The organism is Chitinophaga costaii (assembly GCF_900094705.1).
Taxonomy (GTDB): Bacteria; Bacteroidota; Bacteroidia; order Chitinophagales; family Chitinophagaceae; genus Chitinophaga; species Chitinophaga costaii.
In genome coordinates, this window is record NZ_FMAR01000019.1 from 1 (window position 1) to 17,711 (window position 17,711).

A 17,711-nucleotide genomic window follows, 5' to 3' on the forward strand; every position below is an offset into this window, starting at 1 on the left:
CTCTTCCCATTCCGAACAGAGAAGTTAAGCCCCTCATGGCCGATGGTACTGCGCAATCATGCGGGAGAGTAGGTAGCTGCCATATTTATTTGAAAAGGCTGCATCATTGCGATGCAGCCTTTTCTATTTTAAGCCATTGAGAGGTTATTAATTGATCTATGTTACACTGCCCACTACCCCTCCTTCAACGTATTCAATTTTACGTAGGCAGTAGAGTTACGCGCAATCAACTCTACATCAAAAATATAATTTACCGGTGACTCTGTTTCTAACTCATTATTCAGCAACCGTATTAATGTCTCGGCTGCTTTTTCGCCCATCTTATAACCAGATTGCTCAATCGTAGTGAGTGATGGAGAAACGATGCGGGAAGAAAGATCATTGGAATAACCTACTACTTTCACTTGCTGTGGAATAGAAATGCCTAGTTTATGTGCGGTCTGAATAAAAGCAATAGCAGCAGTATCATTGGCGGTAAATATTCCATCCGGAACCTGGGTAGAAAAAATTTCCTCCGCAATTTCGGTGGCAGTTTCCAGCGTTAGATTACAGACGTGTACATTATTTTGATTGAAAGGGATTTGGTATTTTCGCAGGGCAGCCTTATAGCCATCAAGCCGTTGCTGGTAAAGGTTACAGGTTAGTTCGCCGGTAATGTGCATGATATTTTTACAATCATGATGAATGAGATGTTCCGTAGCTAGAAATCCGCCATGGAAATCGTCGCCGGTAATGGAGTGGCCGGTAAAACCGTTTGGAATACGGTCGTAAAGTACCACGGGAATATTGTTTTTTACATAGGGAGAAAGATAGTCGGCGTTAGGTGTAAACATAGAAGATACAGCAAGTAGGCCATCTACACGTAGGGAGAAAAAGGTTTTGGCCAATTCCCGCTCCATTTCCATATTTTCTTCTGACTGACCAATTACGATACTATAGCCATGCCTATGTGCAATATGCTGAACGCCGCTGATGGCGGTAGATTGAAAATATACGGAGGTGCGGGGCACAATCAGCCCAATAATATTAGAGCGGCGTTTGCGTAGGCTGGAGGCGATCCAATTCGGCACATAACCCATTTCCTCTGCTAATTGCTGTACACGTTCACGTGTAAGTGCGTTAATAAGTGGGTGGTGTTGCAATGCCCTGGATATAGTGGAAGGGGATAGATTTAGGGCACGCGCAATATCGTAAATAGTAGTACGGTTGCGTTGTTTCACAAGTAGTATGTTTTGGTGATTTAGGGAAGCATATTAATCAATTTCAGCTATAAAATATTTAGTAGCTATATTACTAGCATTTACTTTATAAATAGGGTTCCTAAATTATTACCTGCTAATTATATATCCGGCATTCTCAAGTATGCAACAGGTAATTGCTGGTCATGTAGCAAGATAGGATATTTCCAGATATGGAGGAGGGCGGTAGTGGCCGCCATGCCTGACAGTGTTCATTATTTTATTTAAAGAAATGATTGTTAGTATTTTACTTTTTATTCTGTAATTTTCTTGCTAACGTTGTTGCAAATGCCCGGAATATCGCTTAACTTTTGGATCATTGCGTGCATGTATGCAAAGTAATTTTTATACATGGCATATATATTCGAATAAAATGTTAAAAAAGCCAAGTGGATATGATTGATATACAACTTTCGGGGGGAGCATTGCTTTTTTACCTAAATGACCACATTAATATATGTTGAAAAATATGTTTTTGTAAGACTTTGATATCGCTGTATTAGCTAAATCTGAACATTGTATCTATGGTTTAAAGTTTGTATTTAGTATTGAATGTCAGGAAATTTTAACCATATTAATTTGGTAAAAAAATCTCTTGGAACTGTTTGAAATTTTCTTACATTGTGCGTCCAACTTTGAAAATTATCAATCGCTTATAGAGAAATCAGTATCGTAAAACCTAGCTTGTGCTTAGTGATATGACCGGCTTTTTTCAATAATTAAAGTGTCCGTTCGACTGAATGCAAAAAATACTATAAAAGGCGCTACAGTTGCGACTTTCCACATAGCATTAAATTTTTTGGGTTTTTCGTTGGTAAACTTGTTTTTTTAAACCAAGCGTATAACTTTGCGAATCACCGTTATTGAAATATCTAAAATCTAAATAATTACTAACAACAACAGTTTAATCTTTAACAACTAAAAATTCAACTCAAAATGGCTGAGACTAAAACAACTGTGACTGCAGCTAGTGCAAAAACGGCTTCTCATCAACCAGCGAAATCATCCAATCTTTTTTCTTCGTTGGCTGTGCCCATCTGTCTGGTAATCGGATTCTGCCTTTACTTTTTTGTACTGGGTAATCCTTCCAATTTCCAGGGTGGCAATGTAGAAGGCAAACCAGTTGAAGCGGGCATTGGAAAATGGTTTGGCACTGTTTATCATGGCGGTATTATAGTACCTATCCTGCTGTCAGTAATGCTGACGTGTTTGACATTTGTAATCGAACGCGCTTTGTACCTGAGCAAAGCTAAGGGCAAATTCAGCGGCGCTGAATTGGTAAGAAAAGTTCAGTACCACCTGGCTAACAAAAATGTTGATGCAGCATTGGCTGAATGCGACAAACAAAAAGGTTCTGTAGGTAACGTGCTGAAAGCAGGCCTGAAGAAATACAAAGAAATGATCGGCAATACTGAGCTAGACACAGAACAGAAACTGCTGCACATTAAAAATGAAATTGAAGAAACCACTGCGCTGGAACTTCCTATGATGGAAAAAAATCTGGTGTTCCTTTCTACCATTGCTTCCGTAGCAACGCTGCTCGGTCTGCTCGGTACGGTATTGGGTATGATCAAAGCCTTTACCGCTATGTCTTCCGGTGGTGCAGCAGACTCCACTCAGTTGGCGCTTGGTATTTCCGAAGCCCTGATCAATACGGCCCTGGGTATTAGCACCTCCGCCATTTCCATCATTGCTTATAACTACTTTACTACCAATATCGACAGCATCACTTATGCTATTGATGAGTCTGGATTTACTTTGACACAGAGCTTTGCCGCTAATCACAAATAATTTTTTGTGAGGCGTGTGGAAACACAATAGTTCTGAATCTAATAGTAAATACTAAAACACGTAAAGATGCCAAAAGTAAAAATGCCAAGAAAAAGTACGGCCATCGACATGACAGCGATGTGTGACGTAGCTTTTCTGCTTTTAACTTTCTTTATGTTGGCAACGAAATTCAAGCCGGATGAACCGGTGGCGGTGGTAACCCCGTCTTCTATTAATACACAAGTTTTACCGGATTCTGATGTGATGCTGTTCACGGTAGATAAAGACGGTCGTGTATTCTTTAGCATGGATGGACAGCCAAAAAGAAGAAAGTTGATCGAAGACCTCAATACCCAGTATAAGCTTGGTTTGAATAATGCAGAGATGAATAATTTCGCGGTAGGTGGTAGTATAGGAACAGACTTCAAAAGTCTTAAAAGCTACCTCTCTATGTCTCCCGAACAGCGTAAAGCATCCGGATTGGAAAAGGGGATACCTACTGATTCTTTAAATGGGGAATTAGATCAGTGGATTGAGTACGGTACAACTGCGCAGGCAGGTTCTTCCGGATTCAATAAACTCTCTTACTGTATAAAAGCGGATAATGCAACGCCTTATCCAAAGATCAAAGAGATCCTGGATATTTTTAAAAAGAAGCATATACAGAAACTGAATCTGGTAACTAATTTGGAAGCTATTCCTCCCGGAACAGCTGCAGCATTGGCCCAGCAGGAAAGTAAACAAGCAAATTAATTAGCTGATCTCCAAACACTAAAATAGCGTACCATGGCAGAAATGGATACCAGTAGTGGCGGCGGGAAAAAACACGGTGGAACGAAATCCAAAAAACAATCTACTCGTGTGGATATGACACCAATGGTGGATCTAGGATTCCTGCTCATTACTTTCTTCATGTTAACTACGACCTTGTCCAAACCCAAAACAATGGACTTGATCATGCCAAAAGACACGAAGAACGAAGAAGAACAAAATAAAGTTAAAGAGAGCACTGCATTGACCATATTATTGGGTAAAGCCGACAAAGTTTATTACTACGAAGGACTAGCCCAGGATCCAAATGCATCTGCAAATCCGGACTTCTTTAAAGCAACCAGCTTCGCTGCAAAAGGCGGTATTCGTGATGAAATCATCAAGAAGAAGGATCAAGTTGCCCAAATGCGTAATGCAAAAGGTGAACCTGAAGATGTAGTGGTAATCATTAAAGCGGATGACGGGTCTAATTACAAAGACTTTGTAGGCATCCTCGATGAAATGGCTATCAATCGTATCTCTCGTTATGCTACCGTTGACATTACCGACCAGGATAAACAATGGATTAGGCAGACCGAAGCTGCAAACGGTGTTAAGTAATTAAAGGAATGTAATTTTTGCATCCATAAAGAAAAAATTGAACAATGGATTCAGCCAAAGCCTTACAGTCCGATTTTCTTGATATCCTGTTTGAAGGCAGGAATAAAGAATATGGGGCGTATGAATTAAGGAGAAAATACGACAAGCGCGTGCGTAACGCGATCTTGGGTACCCTTGGTCTGTTTGTATTCCTGGCAGGAGCTTATATTCTGTATAGTGTGTTAACTGCATCAGAATTGACTCATGTAAAAAAGCCAGTTGTAGAAACGATCAAGATGGAGGATTTGAAAATACCGGATGAGCCGAATAAGCCACCGCCACCGCCTCCTCCACCGGCACCACCACCACCCGTGAAACCTTCTGTACAATTTACCCCTCCGGTAATTAAGAAGGATAATGAGGTAAAGCCCGATGAAGAACCTCCGAAACAGGAAGATATCAAAGATAAAGCGGTAAGTACCAAAACCGTGGAAGGTGATCCTAATGGGATAGATCCGGGATTGCTGGAAGACAGTAAAGGTACAGGTGTAGTCGAAGCTCCACCTCCCGCTAAAGAAGAGATCTTCACCTTCGTAGAACAACCTCCTTCCTTCCCGGGCGGTGAAGACGCACTGAACAAATACCTGTCTAAAAATATCCATTACCCGCATGTTGCGCAGGAAAATGGTATCCAGGGAACTGTATTTGTACAGTTTATCGTAGACTCTGAAGGGAACATCAAGGATGTTAAAACCGTAGGTGCCACTAAAGGCGGCGGTCTGGAAGAAGAAGCGATCCGCGTGGTGAAAACGATGCCAAAATGGAAAGCAGGTAAGCAAAACGGACGCCAGGTATCTGTGCAGTTCAACCTGCCTATCCGCTTTACATTGCAAGAGTAGTCAATACAAACATTTTTATAGAGAAGCATTCCGGAATTCCCGGGATGCTTTTTTTTTGCTTAACGTTTAATTTTTGTTGAAAATGTATGTAAATCAGCTGTAATTGCATCTTAATAACATCTCAAAAATGCAAATCTTATCAGCATTTACATGTATTTAAACGCTTTGCTAAAGCGCATTTGGATACATGTGAATGCTATTTACGTATAGGCGTATACGTTATAAAATACCTATTAAAAATGTATGGAAAGTTTTGGAGAAGGCATCCTATTAGTATAAAAACTTACATCTATGGACGCTATAACAATTACCCAAAATGACTTCCTCGACGTACTGTTCAATGATCGTAACAAGGACTATGGCGCTTATAGTTTACGCCGCCAGTATGAAAAGCGCATGCGCAATGCCATTGCTATTACTGCCTTGACGTTGTTGGCACTAGCGGCTGCTTTAACGATCAACAGTATGTTAGCTCATGACCAGCATACAACCATGCGGCTACCCTTGAAAGATCCGGCCATCCTGCGACCAGTTGATCTGGAAAAATTGGAAGAAAAAAGGATACAACCACCGCCATTAGCCGCCGTAACCACACCACCTGCAGCTAAGCCTATGATCCACAATGCTACGCTGGCAGTGGTGCCGGATGACGCAAAAGAAATTACCCCTCCCCCTACACAAGAAGAGATGACCAATCATGCTATTGGCGTGGTAAACGCGGCAGGCAATCCCAATGCAGGTGATATCGATGTACCAGACATGGGAGGAGGAGGAAATGGGGGGGTGCACATAGAAATTGGCAGTAACGAGGGCACCACGGATCGTCCTTTTACCACGGTAGAAGTGATGCCTTCATTCCCCGGTGGTGAAACTGCCATGATTAAATATCTGAATAACAATGTTCGTTACCCTTCTTTAGCGCAGGAAAATAATATTCAAGGCACGGTGGTCGTACAATTTGTCGTAGCCCCGGATGGTACTATCCAGCAAGTAAAAGTGTTGAGTACCCAGAAGGGTGGTGGCCTGGAGGAAGAAGCCATGCGCGTCATCAAAAAAATGCCTACCTGGAAACCTGGACGCCAGAACGGAAGAAATGTGGCAGTATTTTTCAGTTTACCTATACGCTTTTCATTATCTGAGCATTAATATTGTGTGTTTCGTTATGTAATCCTCCATGGCCGGGAACCGTGGAGGATTCGTTATTTTTGCAAAGGCAAAACAAAAATAAGATGTTAGGTAAACTGGCTGGATTTGATGATACGATTGTGGCACTGGCCACTGCGCCCGGCATTGGCGCCATTGCGGTGATACGCCTGAGCGGTACAGCCGCTATACGCATTACCAATGGGCTATTCCCTTCCCGAGATCTAGCAGTACAGGCTAGTCATACCTTGCATTTTGGTAGTCTTTTGTTTGGAGGCCGGGTGCTGGACGAAGTGGTAGTGAGTTTGTTTAAGGCACCTACTTCTTATACAGGGGAAGAAGTAGTGGAGATTTCTTGCCATGGCTCGCCTTATATACAACAGCAAATTATCGATGCATGTATCCAAAGTGGGGCGCGTATGGCTAAGCCAGGTGAATTTACCCAACGTGCTTTTCTCAACGGTAAGCTAGACCTTACGCAAGCAGAATCTGTTGCAGACCTTATTGCCAGTAATTCTGCGGCCTCTCATCAAACGGCTATACAACAAATGCGGGGCGGTTTTTCCAGCGCACTGCAGGACCTGCGCGAACAATTAATTACGTTTTCTTCGCTGATAGAACTGGAGCTGGATTTCAGTGAAGAGGACGTAGCTTTTGCAGATCGTACCCGTCTTTATGCACTTGTATCCTCTGCTATGGGGCAGGTGCAACAACTGATTGATTCTTTTCGCATGGGAAACGTTATTAAAAATGGTGTGAGTACGGCTATCGTAGGCAAACCCAATGCCGGGAAATCTACCCTGCTCAATACGCTGCTCAATGAAAACCGCGCTATCGTAAGTGAGATTGCCGGCACTACCCGCGATACAATTGAAGAGGTGCTTAATATTGGCGGTATCTTGTTTCGCCTGATTGATACGGCAGGTATCCGGGAAAGCAATGATACGATCGAAAATATTGGGGTACAGAAAACGATGGAGAAGATTAAAGAGGCGGGCATCGTTGTTTACCTTTTTGATGTGAATGAGTTGAGTGTGGAGGAGGTGTTGGACCAGGCACATTTCTTTGCCTCTTCCGGCGTGAATTATTTATTGATAGGTAATAAAGCGGATGTGAAGGGAGCTGCTTTTTATAAGGAAAAGTTTGTAACCATCCCGGACATTTTATACATCTCTGCCAAACATCATTCGCATATCCAAGAAGTGAAGGACGCCCTGTTGCATAAGGTGATGAGCGGTGATGTAACCACAGGCGATACTATTGTAACTAATGCGCGTCATTACGCCGCACTGCAGGAGGTACTTAAATCGCTCCGCGATGTGAAAAATGGAATGGATCATCGACTACCGGGTGATTTGCTGGCGTTGGATATCCGGCTTTGCTTGCACGCACTGGGAGAAATTACAGGCGAGGTGACGAATGAAGACCGGTTGGATTTTATATTTTCTAAGTTTTGTATCGGAAAGTAACGAGGGCGCTGCTCATGCGGTTTTTATGACTTATTCTATTCCTTCAGCTATGAATGATATATCTCTAATAAAATGGAGAAACTAAAACGATTACCGTTATAGATCATCTTAAGGTGAATACCCATGAATTTGTAGGATATCCCATTACAACCTCCAGGTAACAATTCTGAATGGCTTAATTAACGCGTAGTTAAACGTGGGATTAACCGCTGCATTTCCCGCTATGCACAGCGCAGGGACTATTTAATTTGCTAAAAGCCCACATGGATTAAAATTATATCTACGCTAATAGTTGTTCTTATCGTATTCGCTTCGGCACATGCACAGCAGGATACCACTGCGAAATTAAGTGCCATTGGCTTTTCATCATTAAAGTTCACATTCTAAATACATGGCCGGCTGCAACGCAATGCTGCCGGCCAATTTAGACGGGTTAGTATTTAAATACTTTGCCATTGGCCATCACCTGCTGCGTGGTGGTATCAAAAGTGGCTTTGGCACCGGTGTGTATGGCGGCATTTGTCATGATGTTGGCAATGGAGTGATAGTAGCCTGCTTCCACCGGCGCATTGGGTTGTTGGCGGCTGCGCATGCATTCCATGAAGTTGCGTACGTGGGCTGAGGTGAGCGGGTCGCCGCCGGTGTTAGCGCCGGATTCCACTTTCATGGCCAGTTCGCTGAGGTCTTTTACCGGTAGCAAATTCGCCTGTAGGCCCATTTCCTTGGCTGCTCTTTCTGTGAGGCCACCTTCGGGTGTGATCTTGTTGGTATTAAGATTGAGTGTGCCGCCATTGCTGTAATAAATTTCTTTAGGATTTTCGTCGCCATTGCTCATGCGCGACATAAACACCACCTGGAAGCCGGTGGAGAGATCGTCTGCCGGACCGTAATCAAATACTGCCGTAGTGGTGTCCCAATTGCGGCGGCCATCTTTCCAGGTGTAAATGCCGCCATTGGCCACCACGCTGCGAGGATGCTGCAGGCCGGTAAACCAATGTACGGTATCGATCTGGTGAGACATCCATTGGCCGGGCTGTCCGGAGGAATAGGGCCAGAACAGGCGATATTCCAGGTATTTGCGCGGATCAAAATCTTCATGAGGGCGATTCAGCAAGAAGCGTTTCCAGTCCAGATCTTCCGCTTTACATTTTGCCACCAGTGCGGGGCGGCGCCAGCGGCCGGGTTGATTTACGTTCCAGGTAAGTTCCACCATGGTAATAGGGCCAAACTGGCCGGACTTTATAAATTGTTCGGCTGCCTTGTAATTACTCCCGGATCGGCGCTGGGAGCCTATCTGCACTATACGATCCGAGTCCTTTACCGTCTTCAACGCAAAGATGGCATCGTCCATCGTTTCTGCAAATGGTTTTTCACAATACACATCGCAGCCGGCTTTTACGGCTTCGGCGCAGAGCAGGGCGTGTTGAAAATCGGCGGTGCTAAGAAATACGCCATCAATATTTTTGATAGCATACAGCTCATCGTTATTGCGGCAGGCGGAGACATCGTGATCAAATTTAGATTTTAGGTAAGCCTGTCCTTCTTCGCGGCGCAGTTTCCAGATGTCGGACACGGCCACGATCTCGAAATTCAATTCTTTATAATGCTGCATAAAGCTGGGCAGGTGCGAATTGCGGAAGCGGTCGGAGAAGCCTACCACGCCCATTCTCACACGATCGTTGGCACCCAGGATGCGGCCATAACTTTTGGCGGCAAAGCCCATGGCGCCCAGGTATACGCTGGCCGCTGCGAGGGAAGATGTTTTTAAGAAATCACGTCTTGAGTTTTCCATTACGAGTGAATTTTTATGGAGGAAAATTGTTTGGCTTGTTCGTTTAGTAATGTTGCACTGGGTGTAGAGCCACTGTACAATATGATACGATAGCGGAAAGTGGTTGAAGTTCCGGGAGGCAGGCAGAGGTTCAAGGATTCCAAACCGTTGCTAAAAACATTTTGTCCGAGTGGATTGGCTGCAAACAGGCCATAGTTGCGGACATGCCAGTAGGTGGGGAAGCCGGTATTTTCCGGGTGGTCAAAAATAACGATGGCTACTTTTTCTTTTTGCACTGTTCCATACAGCATGCACCATTCTCCGCGTGTGCCCCATGCATCTTTATCGGTTTTGCCGGTGCTGGTCAGGTAATGACCAGTGGCCTCGTGGCCGGATGTGGCAACAGCGGTAACATTCCCTTGTGCATCGGTGAATGATTGTGCAGTATCTGCCAGTTCCAGCGCGCTTACCACGCGCAGGCCCAGCAGACCGTCTTTTACATCTTTAAAGTAAACGGAGTCGCGCTGTGCCGTGAGCGTGGTGATACGATCGATGATACGTATATTTCTACCCCCACTAAAAACAAAGCGGGTGTCTTCTTTTAGTAATACGTGATGTGACTGGTTTTCCCAGTTGGCTGTATAGGTGAGCGTGCTATCATGTGTGCCGGTTACCATTGTGCCGCGTATCCAGCCGTAATGGGCTTTCTTGCTGGCAGGAATGGCAGAAGAATTATTCCAGAAGTCCAGGCCGTTTACGCTTTCATAATTCAGCCAAAGGCCTACATGATGTGGGTGATCCGTGGCTTCGCCTGCTGCTGGCGGATTTGCACGGGTAATGCGGTGCCCGTCGGGTGAAAAAACCGGATACAGCACGGGTTTCTCCAGGGTATCAGGGTAAATGAAATTGCAAAATAATTTACCAGCTATCATTACACCAACGCTGTGTTGTGCACGGGTGGTCTTAAAGTATACGTTGCTTTGCTGCGCAAAACTAAAACAGGGCAATATAACCAGTAGCAGCAGGGAGTACCATGGTTTCATGATGTATGATTGACGGGTGTACGTGGAATGAATAATTGCTAAAAACGTGGTGGTAATAATTTCTGCTTGTTTTAAACAGGCATAAAAGATAGAAAAAAAAGTGATGGGGAGTTAGTATCCGTTAAAAAAAGCCACTGTTGAGGGTGGCTTTTTTTTTGGGGGGGGGTATTTTGCAAAATTACTCGGATGTACGATCAGCGCCCATGCGTTCCAGCATCCAGCCGGGATATTCGGCGGGGAGCTTGCTTACCTCGTGAAGGCGGTTCAGTTCCTCTTGGGTAAAGGTTACGTTTACTGCTTTCAGGTTGTCTTCCAGTTGTTCCGGTTTTTTAGCCCCGATGATCACGGTACTTACTGCTTGCTGTTGTAGTAGCCAGGCCAGGGCCAGTTGGGCCACGGAGGCGCCTTTAGCGGGGGCAATTTCGGCCAGCACGTCTACCACATCAAAAGCGCGATCTTTATTCACCGGCGGAAAATCAAATTCTACGCGGCGGGCGCCTGCTGCCTGCTGTCCATTGCGGGTAAATTTACCGCTCAGGAAACCACCTGCCAGCGGACTCCAAACCATGAGGCCTATTTTCTGATCGTTTAATAAAGGGATCACTTCACGTTCCAGGTCGCGGCCTGCGATGGTGTAATAAGCTTGCAGTGATTCAAAGCGGGACAGGTGATGGTACTGAGAATAGTCTACCGCTTTCATAAGCTGCCAGGCGGCGAGATTGCTGGCGCCAATATAACGCACCTTACCGCTGCGCACCAGGTTGTCTAAGGCTTCCAGCGTTTCACTCAATGGTGTCAGCGGATCGTAGCCATGTATCTGGTAAAGATCGATGTAGTCTGTTTGCAGGCGGCGCAGGCTGCTCTCCACTTGCTGAAGGATGTGTTTGCGGGTAAGGCCTACATCGTTGGGTCCATCGCCTATTTTGCCGCGCACTTTGGTGGCAAGTACCAGTTCGTCGCGGTGCAGGCCCAGGTTGCGGATGGCTTTGCCAGTGAGTTCTTCCGACAATCCTTCGGAATATACATTGGCCGTGTCAATAAAATTAATGCCGGCGTCGATAGAACGTTTTACCAGATCATCTACGGGTTGTTGGTCCAGGGTGCCAATAGCAGACCAAAAACCCTTGCCACCAAAGGTCATGGTACCCAGGCATAGTTCCGATACTTTAAGGCCGGTGTTGCCAAGCAGGTTATATTTCATCGCTTAACTTTTAAGATAAATGTATCCTTAAATTAAGCAATGGCCTGCATTTCCGCTGAATATTTATTTAGTTAGTACGGGTTGGTATTGGCTAAAATATAGTTTACACGGGGACGTATAATCCGGTAATAGAACGTACGCATCTTTGCAGGCGAGGGGCTATGCTTCGTCTTATTGAAGCTATAGATTTTTCATGCATGGGTGGTGCAACTTTTCTTTTATGGAATGCTCTGGAAAGAAACCCTTTCCACCACCACGCCCATTTTTTTCAGGGCTGCATTATCTGCACTTACTTTTTTATTGCCGGTTACAGCATCGTAAAGTTTGGGGTCGCCGGAGTTTACTACTTTAAAGAGTACTTCCACGCCTTTGCCTTCCAGGGTGCCGCCTTCCCAGCTTTCCACTGTGCCGCCATCTTCCCATTCAAAGCCGAAGATGCGGAAATTACGGCCGTTTAATTTTACCACTTTTTCCAGCGGGTCGCCTACTTTAATGCCGAAGGGAAATTTCCAGCCGGAATTTTCCTGGGAGAAGGTAATCACGTTGGTACTATCGGCATGCATAATAAATTCCAGTTCATTATTGGTATCGGGAAACAGGAAATAGGCCTGGCCAATGTCGTTGCCGGCTACATCAGTGGTATTGCGGATCACGATATTTTCCTTTCCATACAAATCGTACAGTGATTTAGGGTCATGTAATTTAAAGAGGTTGCGTGCGTCCATATTGTACACCGGTGCGGGTGGTGGCGGAGGAGGGGGGGCTACGGTAATAGTATTGCCGGCGCTGTCCTTCGTGATAATGGGTTGTGCGGCGGCCAGGGCGGCTTTGGCGCGGGCTTCCTCGGCGGCCTTCACTGCGGCGGCATCGCGGGCGGCTTGCGCGGCTACGTCGGCGGGACGGTTGCCGGAGCGTTCGTAAGGGCGTTTGTCTTCAAGAATATTTTTACTATCGTTTTTAAATTTCTTTTCGGTGTAGGTTGCCAGCGCAAAGGCATCGTTGGTAGAGAAGCCCAGGTTGCGAAGATTGGCAATGAGTTGCTGCCGGTTTACGCTGCTGTATTGGTATAAATATTTAAGCGCATTGTCCAGGGCAGCCGGGTCTTTTTTCAGGTTCATCATCGTGGTATCGATGTCCAGGCCACCGGTGCCGGCACGGGTCATGGCGGTAGCGATGTAATCGCTCACGGTATCGTTTGGAAGCTGGTAGTGTTCGCCTATTTTGGTAGAGAAGGCATTGGCTACCGGTTCGGCAAGCTTCACCTGTGCACCTGCCAGCAGGGGGAGAAAAATGGCAATCAATAAGAAAATCCTTTTCATGTATGATGGTTCTGTTCTAATCTTAACAAAGGCCGGGAGATCATTGGACCCGGCTAAAATAGGCATATTTCCGCATTGTTGACCGGCCACTTTACCTAAAACGCAGGGAGTTGTATTCCTATTGCCCAGGCTGTAAACAGGAATGTTGATCGTCTATACCCGGTAACGGCATAGGCTTTGAGCTCCTTTATGCAAAACATATCCTTGTAATTTTCCAGCGCCTTAATAGCCGCGATTCCTTTACTGGCACCGGCATTGGCCTGGTGCAGTGCAAAAAGATCATGGAAAACCACGGCGGCCATATCTCCGCTTCCGGGCAGGAGGGGGCCGGAGTGGTATTCCCGGTATTATTGCCGGCGAGGCACCGGCAGCAGAAAAAATCCAGGCATTGGACTACTACAAACGCTTCGTTACTTTGTGGCCATTATTATTTTATCTGAATATGTGCAATTGAAACATAGTAAAAGCAAGATGCTGCGCCCCGCGCAACTGGCAGCCGTTATTTTCCTGACCGTTTCAGGTGGCCCCTACGGCCTGGAGCCACTTTTGCTGTACGGGGGAAACAATGCCATCCTGCTGCTGCTCGTGGTACCCCTGCTCTGGGATTTGCCTACAATATTCACCGTGATGGAATTGAACAGCATGATGCCATTGAACGGTGGATACTATCAATGGGTGAAGCAAGGTCTGGGCCTGCGCTGGGCTTTTTACGAAGGCTGGTGGACCTGGCTGTATACTTTTGTAGACCTGGCTATTTACCCGGTACTGTTTGTAGAATATGCATCTTTCTTTTTTCCCGCCATCGCTGCTTATAAGCTGCCCATTTGCTGGGCTATTATATGGGGAGGTGCCTGGCTTAATATCCGGGGCATAGTTCCCGTGGGCAAAGCGGCCGTTGTGCTAGGTGTTGTGGTTGTACTGCCTTTCGCTATACTGGCCGGTATGGCGTTGTGGCATAGTCCTGTAGGGCATTTGTGGCAATTGCCCCGTCCTGCGGGGGGGATGAGCTTGTCTGCCATCGGCATGGGATTGTATACAGTGATGTGGAATTTTCTGGGGTGGGACAATGCCACTACTTATGCAGAAGAAGTAGACCATCCGGTGCGGAGTTATTTGTGGTCGCTGGGCGCGGCTTTCCTGCTCATTTTTGTGCTTTATTTCGTTACTGTGCTGGTAGCTTTACATGCAGGAGTGGATGTAGTAACATTGCAGGAGGTGGGTTTTCCGGTGCTGGGTACTGTGATAGGCGGTTGGTGGCTGGGGGCTTTGCTTTCCTTGGGAGGGATGGCCAGTGCGCTGGGTTTGTTTTCGGCAGTGATGCTCTCTGTATCCCGCATGCCCAAAGCGATGGCAGACGATAGGTTATTACCACCTGTACTGAGCCGGGAACACCGCAGATATGAAACCCCCTGGATATCCATTCTTTGCTGCGCCGTGGTGGTAAGCTTGTTGGTCATCTGGACGTTTGAGGACCTGCTGATCATAGATATTACACTGTATGGCACTGCGTTGTTCCTGGAATTTATAGCCCTGATTATTTTGCGCATCAAAGCGCCACAATGGGAACGTCCATTCCGGATTCCGCTGGGCATACCGGGGCTTTGTATCATGACCTTACTGCCGCTGATAGTTTTTGGCGTGGCATTTAGTGGCGCGTTGATGGCCGGGCAAAACAACCAACCACTATTATTTTCCGTCATCGCCTTGATCAGCGGAGAAGTAGTATGGCAGGGCATTCGCAGGATACACCACCCTGCTAATAAGATTTAATGGCGCATTATTTACGCTTGATATTGTTTGTAAAATCGATTCAATAGGATAATTTAACATGGTAAGTAGTGAAAAAACTGTCAACTTGAAGGGTAGCATCTATCTATTTTTTGGAACAGATCGGAAATGTAGTTGATAGTCCTGACAGCGATTACCATTAACTATAAGAACTGCCCATTCATAAAAATTTTAAGCATCGTATAATGCGTTATTCAACCACCATCTAAAAACAGGTTCACACAAAACCTTTCCCTTCCGACAACCGCTCATTCCTGCAGCAATGGCGTTGTACTACTTACAATATTAACCCTGTATGACGGAGAATGATTTTGCCCTTAAAAAGGTGACGGCTACATGAGCGGCCCGGCGTAGCATTGCCCCGAAACTTTGTTATTCATTCATTTTTTTTAAAATAAGGTGATTATTCCGCAGCCCGGTATGTTACTTACTCGCAGCGCACGGCAATGGCGGCTTTCATGCTGCCAGCGGCGCTTACCTTTGCGGAAGCCAAAATAATAGTGGTCGGAAGACCACATGGCAGCGGGTTGCTTTTACAATCGTGAAAGCACAGCTTAGCCTGCCTTACCGCAAAGAAGGGGTATCCGGCCGTTTCACTTATGATTACGATGGCCGGTATCTGGCCAAATTTCCCTTTGAGTTCAATTAATACAAAGAATAAAGGGGGCAGGTTATAATTTTATTGCCAGCCATTTTTCCCTTCGCCCCATTTTCTCATTTATAGATAAGTTGCCATCCCGCCGGCCAAAGTCGTTCATGACCGGTACTTTTACATAGTATAAAAACATAAAATGATTTAGGAAAATTATGCACTTTGCCGTCTAAGGGCTATCTTGGAGCTGTGCCGCCGGATACCTATAGGCGATTAATTTATCATCCAAAATTTTATGAAAAACAATCATTTTTCTTGGCCAGTATTGCTCTTGCTGGCCCTATTGCCAGTACGGCCGCTGCACGCGCAGCAGGCGGTGACAGAACCTGCCAGCCAAGCTGCCCGCGATAATTTCAGCGACATGCGTTTTGGCCTGTTTATCCACTGGGGCGTATACAGCCTATTAGGCGATGGCGAATGGGTAATGTATTTTAAAAAAATCCCTTACAGCAGTTACAGTCGCCTGCCAGATGCGTTCTATCCACACCATTTCGATGCGAAAGCCTGGGTAAAGATGGCCAAAGACGCGGGTATGAAATACATTACCATTACTGCCCGCCACCACGATGGCTTCAGTATATTCAATAGTAAAGCATCGGCCTATAACATCATGGCCACTCCTTATCATACCGACCCGCTGGCCGAACTGGCTAAGGTTTGCAAACAGGAAGGCATAAAATTGTTTTTTTATTATTCTCTGCTGGATTGGGGACGCGAAGACTACGCCTATGGTTCGCCCATCGTAAATGGCAAACCCTCCAAGGGCGATTGGGATCATTACATTGCTTTTATGAAGGCACAGCTCACCGAACTACTTACCAACTATCCCGACATAGCCGGCATTTGGTTCGATGGAGAATGGGATCGCCCGGACGTAAACTGGCATTTCGACGAGATCTATGCCCTCATTCACAAACTAAAACCCAATGCTCTCATAGGCAACAACCATCACCACGCTGCCCGCGCCGGGGAAGATTTTCAGATGTTTGAACGCGATCTGCCGGGAGAAAATAAATCCGGCTTCAGTGGTGATGCTTCCATATCTGCCGCGCTGCCGCTGGAAACCTGTGAAACAATGAATAATAGCTGGGGCTTCACCATCACTGATAATCATTATAAAAGCGTACGGCAGGTTATCCAATTGCTGGTAAATGCCGCCGGTCGCAATGCTAACCTGTTGCTAAACGTAGGCCCCATGGCCAATGGTGTGATACAGCCCGAATTTGCCGATACACTGACTGCCGCCGGCAAATGGCTTGCCCGCTACGGCAGTAGCATTTACGGTACCCGTCAGGGCTTCCTGCCCCCACAATCCTGGGGCGTTACCACTGCCCGCGCCGGCCACCAGTATGTGCATATCTTGCAAAACCCGGGTGTAAACCCATTGTTCCTGCCCGGGCTGCCCGGCAAGTTAAGGAAGGCCGTCACCTATGGCACAGAACTCCCCGTAAAATATACGCTGGTAGATAAAGGCATCCTGCTATACCTCGATGGCTTTGGCAATGCGGGGTACGACAATATCATCGACCTCACTTTTGAATAACGCAAAAAAGCCGGCTATCGTGGCCGGCTTTTTTGTTAGAATGTATCGTCATTGACTTCCAGCCAATACCCATCCGGATCTGTAAAATAAATTTGTTTTACCCCATCCGGCCGTAAGGTAGGCGTGTGCGCGTTCTGCGCCCAGTTGCCATAGGCAATATGATTTTCCTCCAAATGATGCATGAATACCTGTAAGTCTGGTACACTAAAACACAGGTGACTATTTTTGTCGTGCTGCGTAATGCCCGCCGCTCCCTGAATGATATGTAACTGGCTGTGGGCACCTATGCGCAGCCAGGTATGCCGCCCGTCGTGAAAAGGCTCTGGGATGGTATCCAGTTGCAAAATCTTTGTGTAGAAGGCCGTACTCTTATCCAGGTCGAATACATACAGGGCAATGTGATTAATTTGTGGCGTGGAATTTTTTTGCGCTACCGCGGTCATGGTTTGTCCGGTAAGGCCTGCCAGCAGTAGCAGGCTGGTGAAAAATATTTTTTGCATGCCAACAAATTACAAGGGAATGCCG

Annotated in this window: 16 protein-coding genes and 1 rRNA gene; 10 read left to right on the forward strand and 7 right to left on the reverse strand. The window is 46.0% G+C overall.

Annotated elements, in window-relative coordinates; translation table 11 throughout:
* Positions 1–85: ribosomal RNA gene (gene rrf, locus GA0116948_RS19215) — 5S ribosomal RNA — on the forward strand; the annotation flags it as partial.
* A gap of 88 nt (positions 86–173) precedes the next feature.
* Here rrf and GA0116948_RS19220 read toward each other — a convergent pair.
* Together GA0116948_RS19220 and GA0116948_RS21635 are read right to left on the reverse strand one after the other, a co-directional pair.
* Positions 174–1,220 (reverse strand): LacI family DNA-binding transcriptional regulator, encoded by a 1,047-nt coding sequence (locus tag GA0116948_RS19220; protein WP_089715257.1) that lies wholly within the window; start codon positions 1,218–1,220, stop codon positions 174–176.
* A 1,020-nt stretch (positions 1,221–2,240) separates the two neighbouring features.
* On the reverse strand, positions 2,241–2,402 hold the full coding sequence (locus tag GA0116948_RS21635; protein ID WP_240619269.1) for a hypothetical protein: 162 nt from the start codon (positions 2,400–2,402) through the stop codon (positions 2,241–2,243).
* Between the two features lie 45 nt (positions 2,403–2,447).
* On the opposite strand from GA0116948_RS21635, the gene GA0116948_RS19225 reads away from it, so the two are divergent.
* The 6 genes from GA0116948_RS19225 to mnmE all read left to right on the forward strand — a co-directional run bounded on the left by GA0116948_RS19225 (position 2,448) and on the right by mnmE (position 7,869).
* Positions 2,448–3,029 carry a MotA/TolQ/ExbB proton channel family protein gene (locus GA0116948_RS19225; protein ID WP_240619268.1) on the forward strand — a complete coding sequence of 194 codons (582 nt, stop codon included), beginning with the start codon at positions 2,448–2,450 and terminating at the stop codon, positions 3,027–3,029.
* A 66-nt stretch (positions 3,030–3,095) separates the two neighbouring features.
* Positions 3,096–3,761, forward strand: a complete 666-nt coding sequence (locus tag GA0116948_RS19230; RefSeq protein ID WP_089715261.1) for an ExbD/TolR family protein — start codon at positions 3,096–3,098, stop codon at positions 3,759–3,761.
* Positions 3,762–3,794: 33 nt separating this feature from the next.
* The gene (locus GA0116948_RS19235; protein ID WP_089715264.1) at positions 3,795–4,379 is read left to right on the forward strand and encodes an ExbD/TolR family protein; all 585 of its coding nucleotides are present in this window, start codon (positions 3,795–3,797) and stop codon (positions 4,377–4,379) included.
* A 44-nt stretch (positions 4,380–4,423) separates the two neighbouring features.
* Positions 4,424–5,257 (forward strand): energy transducer TonB, encoded by an 834-nt coding sequence (locus GA0116948_RS19240; protein WP_089715266.1) that lies wholly within the window; start codon positions 4,424–4,426, stop codon positions 5,255–5,257.
* 291 nt (positions 5,258–5,548) lie between these two features.
* The gene (locus GA0116948_RS19245) at positions 5,549–6,403 is read left to right on the forward strand and encodes an energy transducer TonB (protein ID WP_089715268.1); all 855 of its coding nucleotides are present in this window, start codon (positions 5,549–5,551) and stop codon (positions 6,401–6,403) included.
* Between the two features lie 83 nt (positions 6,404–6,486).
* On the forward strand, positions 6,487–7,869 hold the full coding sequence (mnmE, locus tag GA0116948_RS19250; RefSeq protein WP_089715270.1) for a tRNA uridine-5-carboxymethylaminomethyl(34) synthesis GTPase MnmE: 1,383 nt from the start codon (positions 6,487–6,489) through the stop codon (positions 7,867–7,869).
* A gap of 433 nt (positions 7,870–8,302) precedes the next feature.
* Here the strand turns inward: mnmE and GA0116948_RS19255 are convergent, their stop codons facing one another.
* From GA0116948_RS19255 to GA0116948_RS19270, 4 genes are all read right to left on the reverse strand, one after another.
* The gene (locus GA0116948_RS19255) at positions 8,303–9,661 is read right to left on the reverse strand and encodes a Gfo/Idh/MocA family protein (protein ID WP_089715272.1); all 1,359 of its coding nucleotides are present in this window, start codon (positions 9,659–9,661) and stop codon (positions 8,303–8,305) included.
* Complete coding sequence (locus GA0116948_RS19260) at positions 9,661–10,683, reverse strand: DUF6807 domain-containing protein (RefSeq protein WP_089715274.1); 1,023 nt, start codon at positions 10,681–10,683, stop codon at positions 9,661–9,663. Before GA0116948_RS19260 ends, GA0116948_RS19255 begins: the two co-directional genes overlap by 1 nt.
* 178 nt (positions 10,684–10,861) lie before the next feature.
* Positions 10,862–11,884, reverse strand: a complete 1,023-nt coding sequence (locus GA0116948_RS19265) for an aldo/keto reductase (RefSeq protein ID WP_089715276.1) — start codon at positions 11,882–11,884, stop codon at positions 10,862–10,864.
* A 218-nt stretch (positions 11,885–12,102) separates the two neighbouring features.
* Positions 12,103–13,203 carry a hypothetical protein gene (locus tag GA0116948_RS19270; RefSeq protein WP_089715277.1) on the reverse strand — a complete coding sequence of 367 codons (1,101 nt, stop codon included), beginning with the start codon at positions 13,201–13,203 and terminating at the stop codon, positions 12,103–12,105.
* Between the two features lie 170 nt (positions 13,204–13,373).
* Between GA0116948_RS19270 and GA0116948_RS21835 the strand changes: the two genes are divergently transcribed.
* From GA0116948_RS21835 to GA0116948_RS19285, 3 genes are all read left to right on the forward strand, one after another.
* Positions 13,374–13,643 (forward strand): ATP-binding protein, encoded by a 270-nt coding sequence (locus GA0116948_RS21835; protein WP_394363575.1) that lies wholly within the window; start codon positions 13,374–13,376, stop codon positions 13,641–13,643.
* 10 nt (positions 13,644–13,653) lie between these two features.
* Positions 13,654–14,973 (forward strand): APC family permease, encoded by a 1,320-nt coding sequence (locus GA0116948_RS19280; protein WP_108675067.1) that lies wholly within the window; start codon positions 13,654–13,656, stop codon positions 14,971–14,973.
* A gap of 905 nt (positions 14,974–15,878) precedes the next feature.
* On the forward strand, positions 15,879–17,186 hold the full coding sequence (locus GA0116948_RS19285; protein WP_089715283.1) for an alpha-L-fucosidase: 1,308 nt from the start codon (positions 15,879–15,881) through the stop codon (positions 17,184–17,186).
* A 35-nt stretch (positions 17,187–17,221) separates the two neighbouring features.
* Here GA0116948_RS19285 and GA0116948_RS19290 read toward each other — a convergent pair whose 3' ends face one another.
* A complete protein-coding gene (locus GA0116948_RS19290; RefSeq protein WP_089715285.1) occupies positions 17,222–17,686 on the reverse strand; it encodes a VOC family protein in 465 nt (154 codons plus the stop codon).
* Positions 17,687–17,711 lie beyond the last annotated feature (25 nt).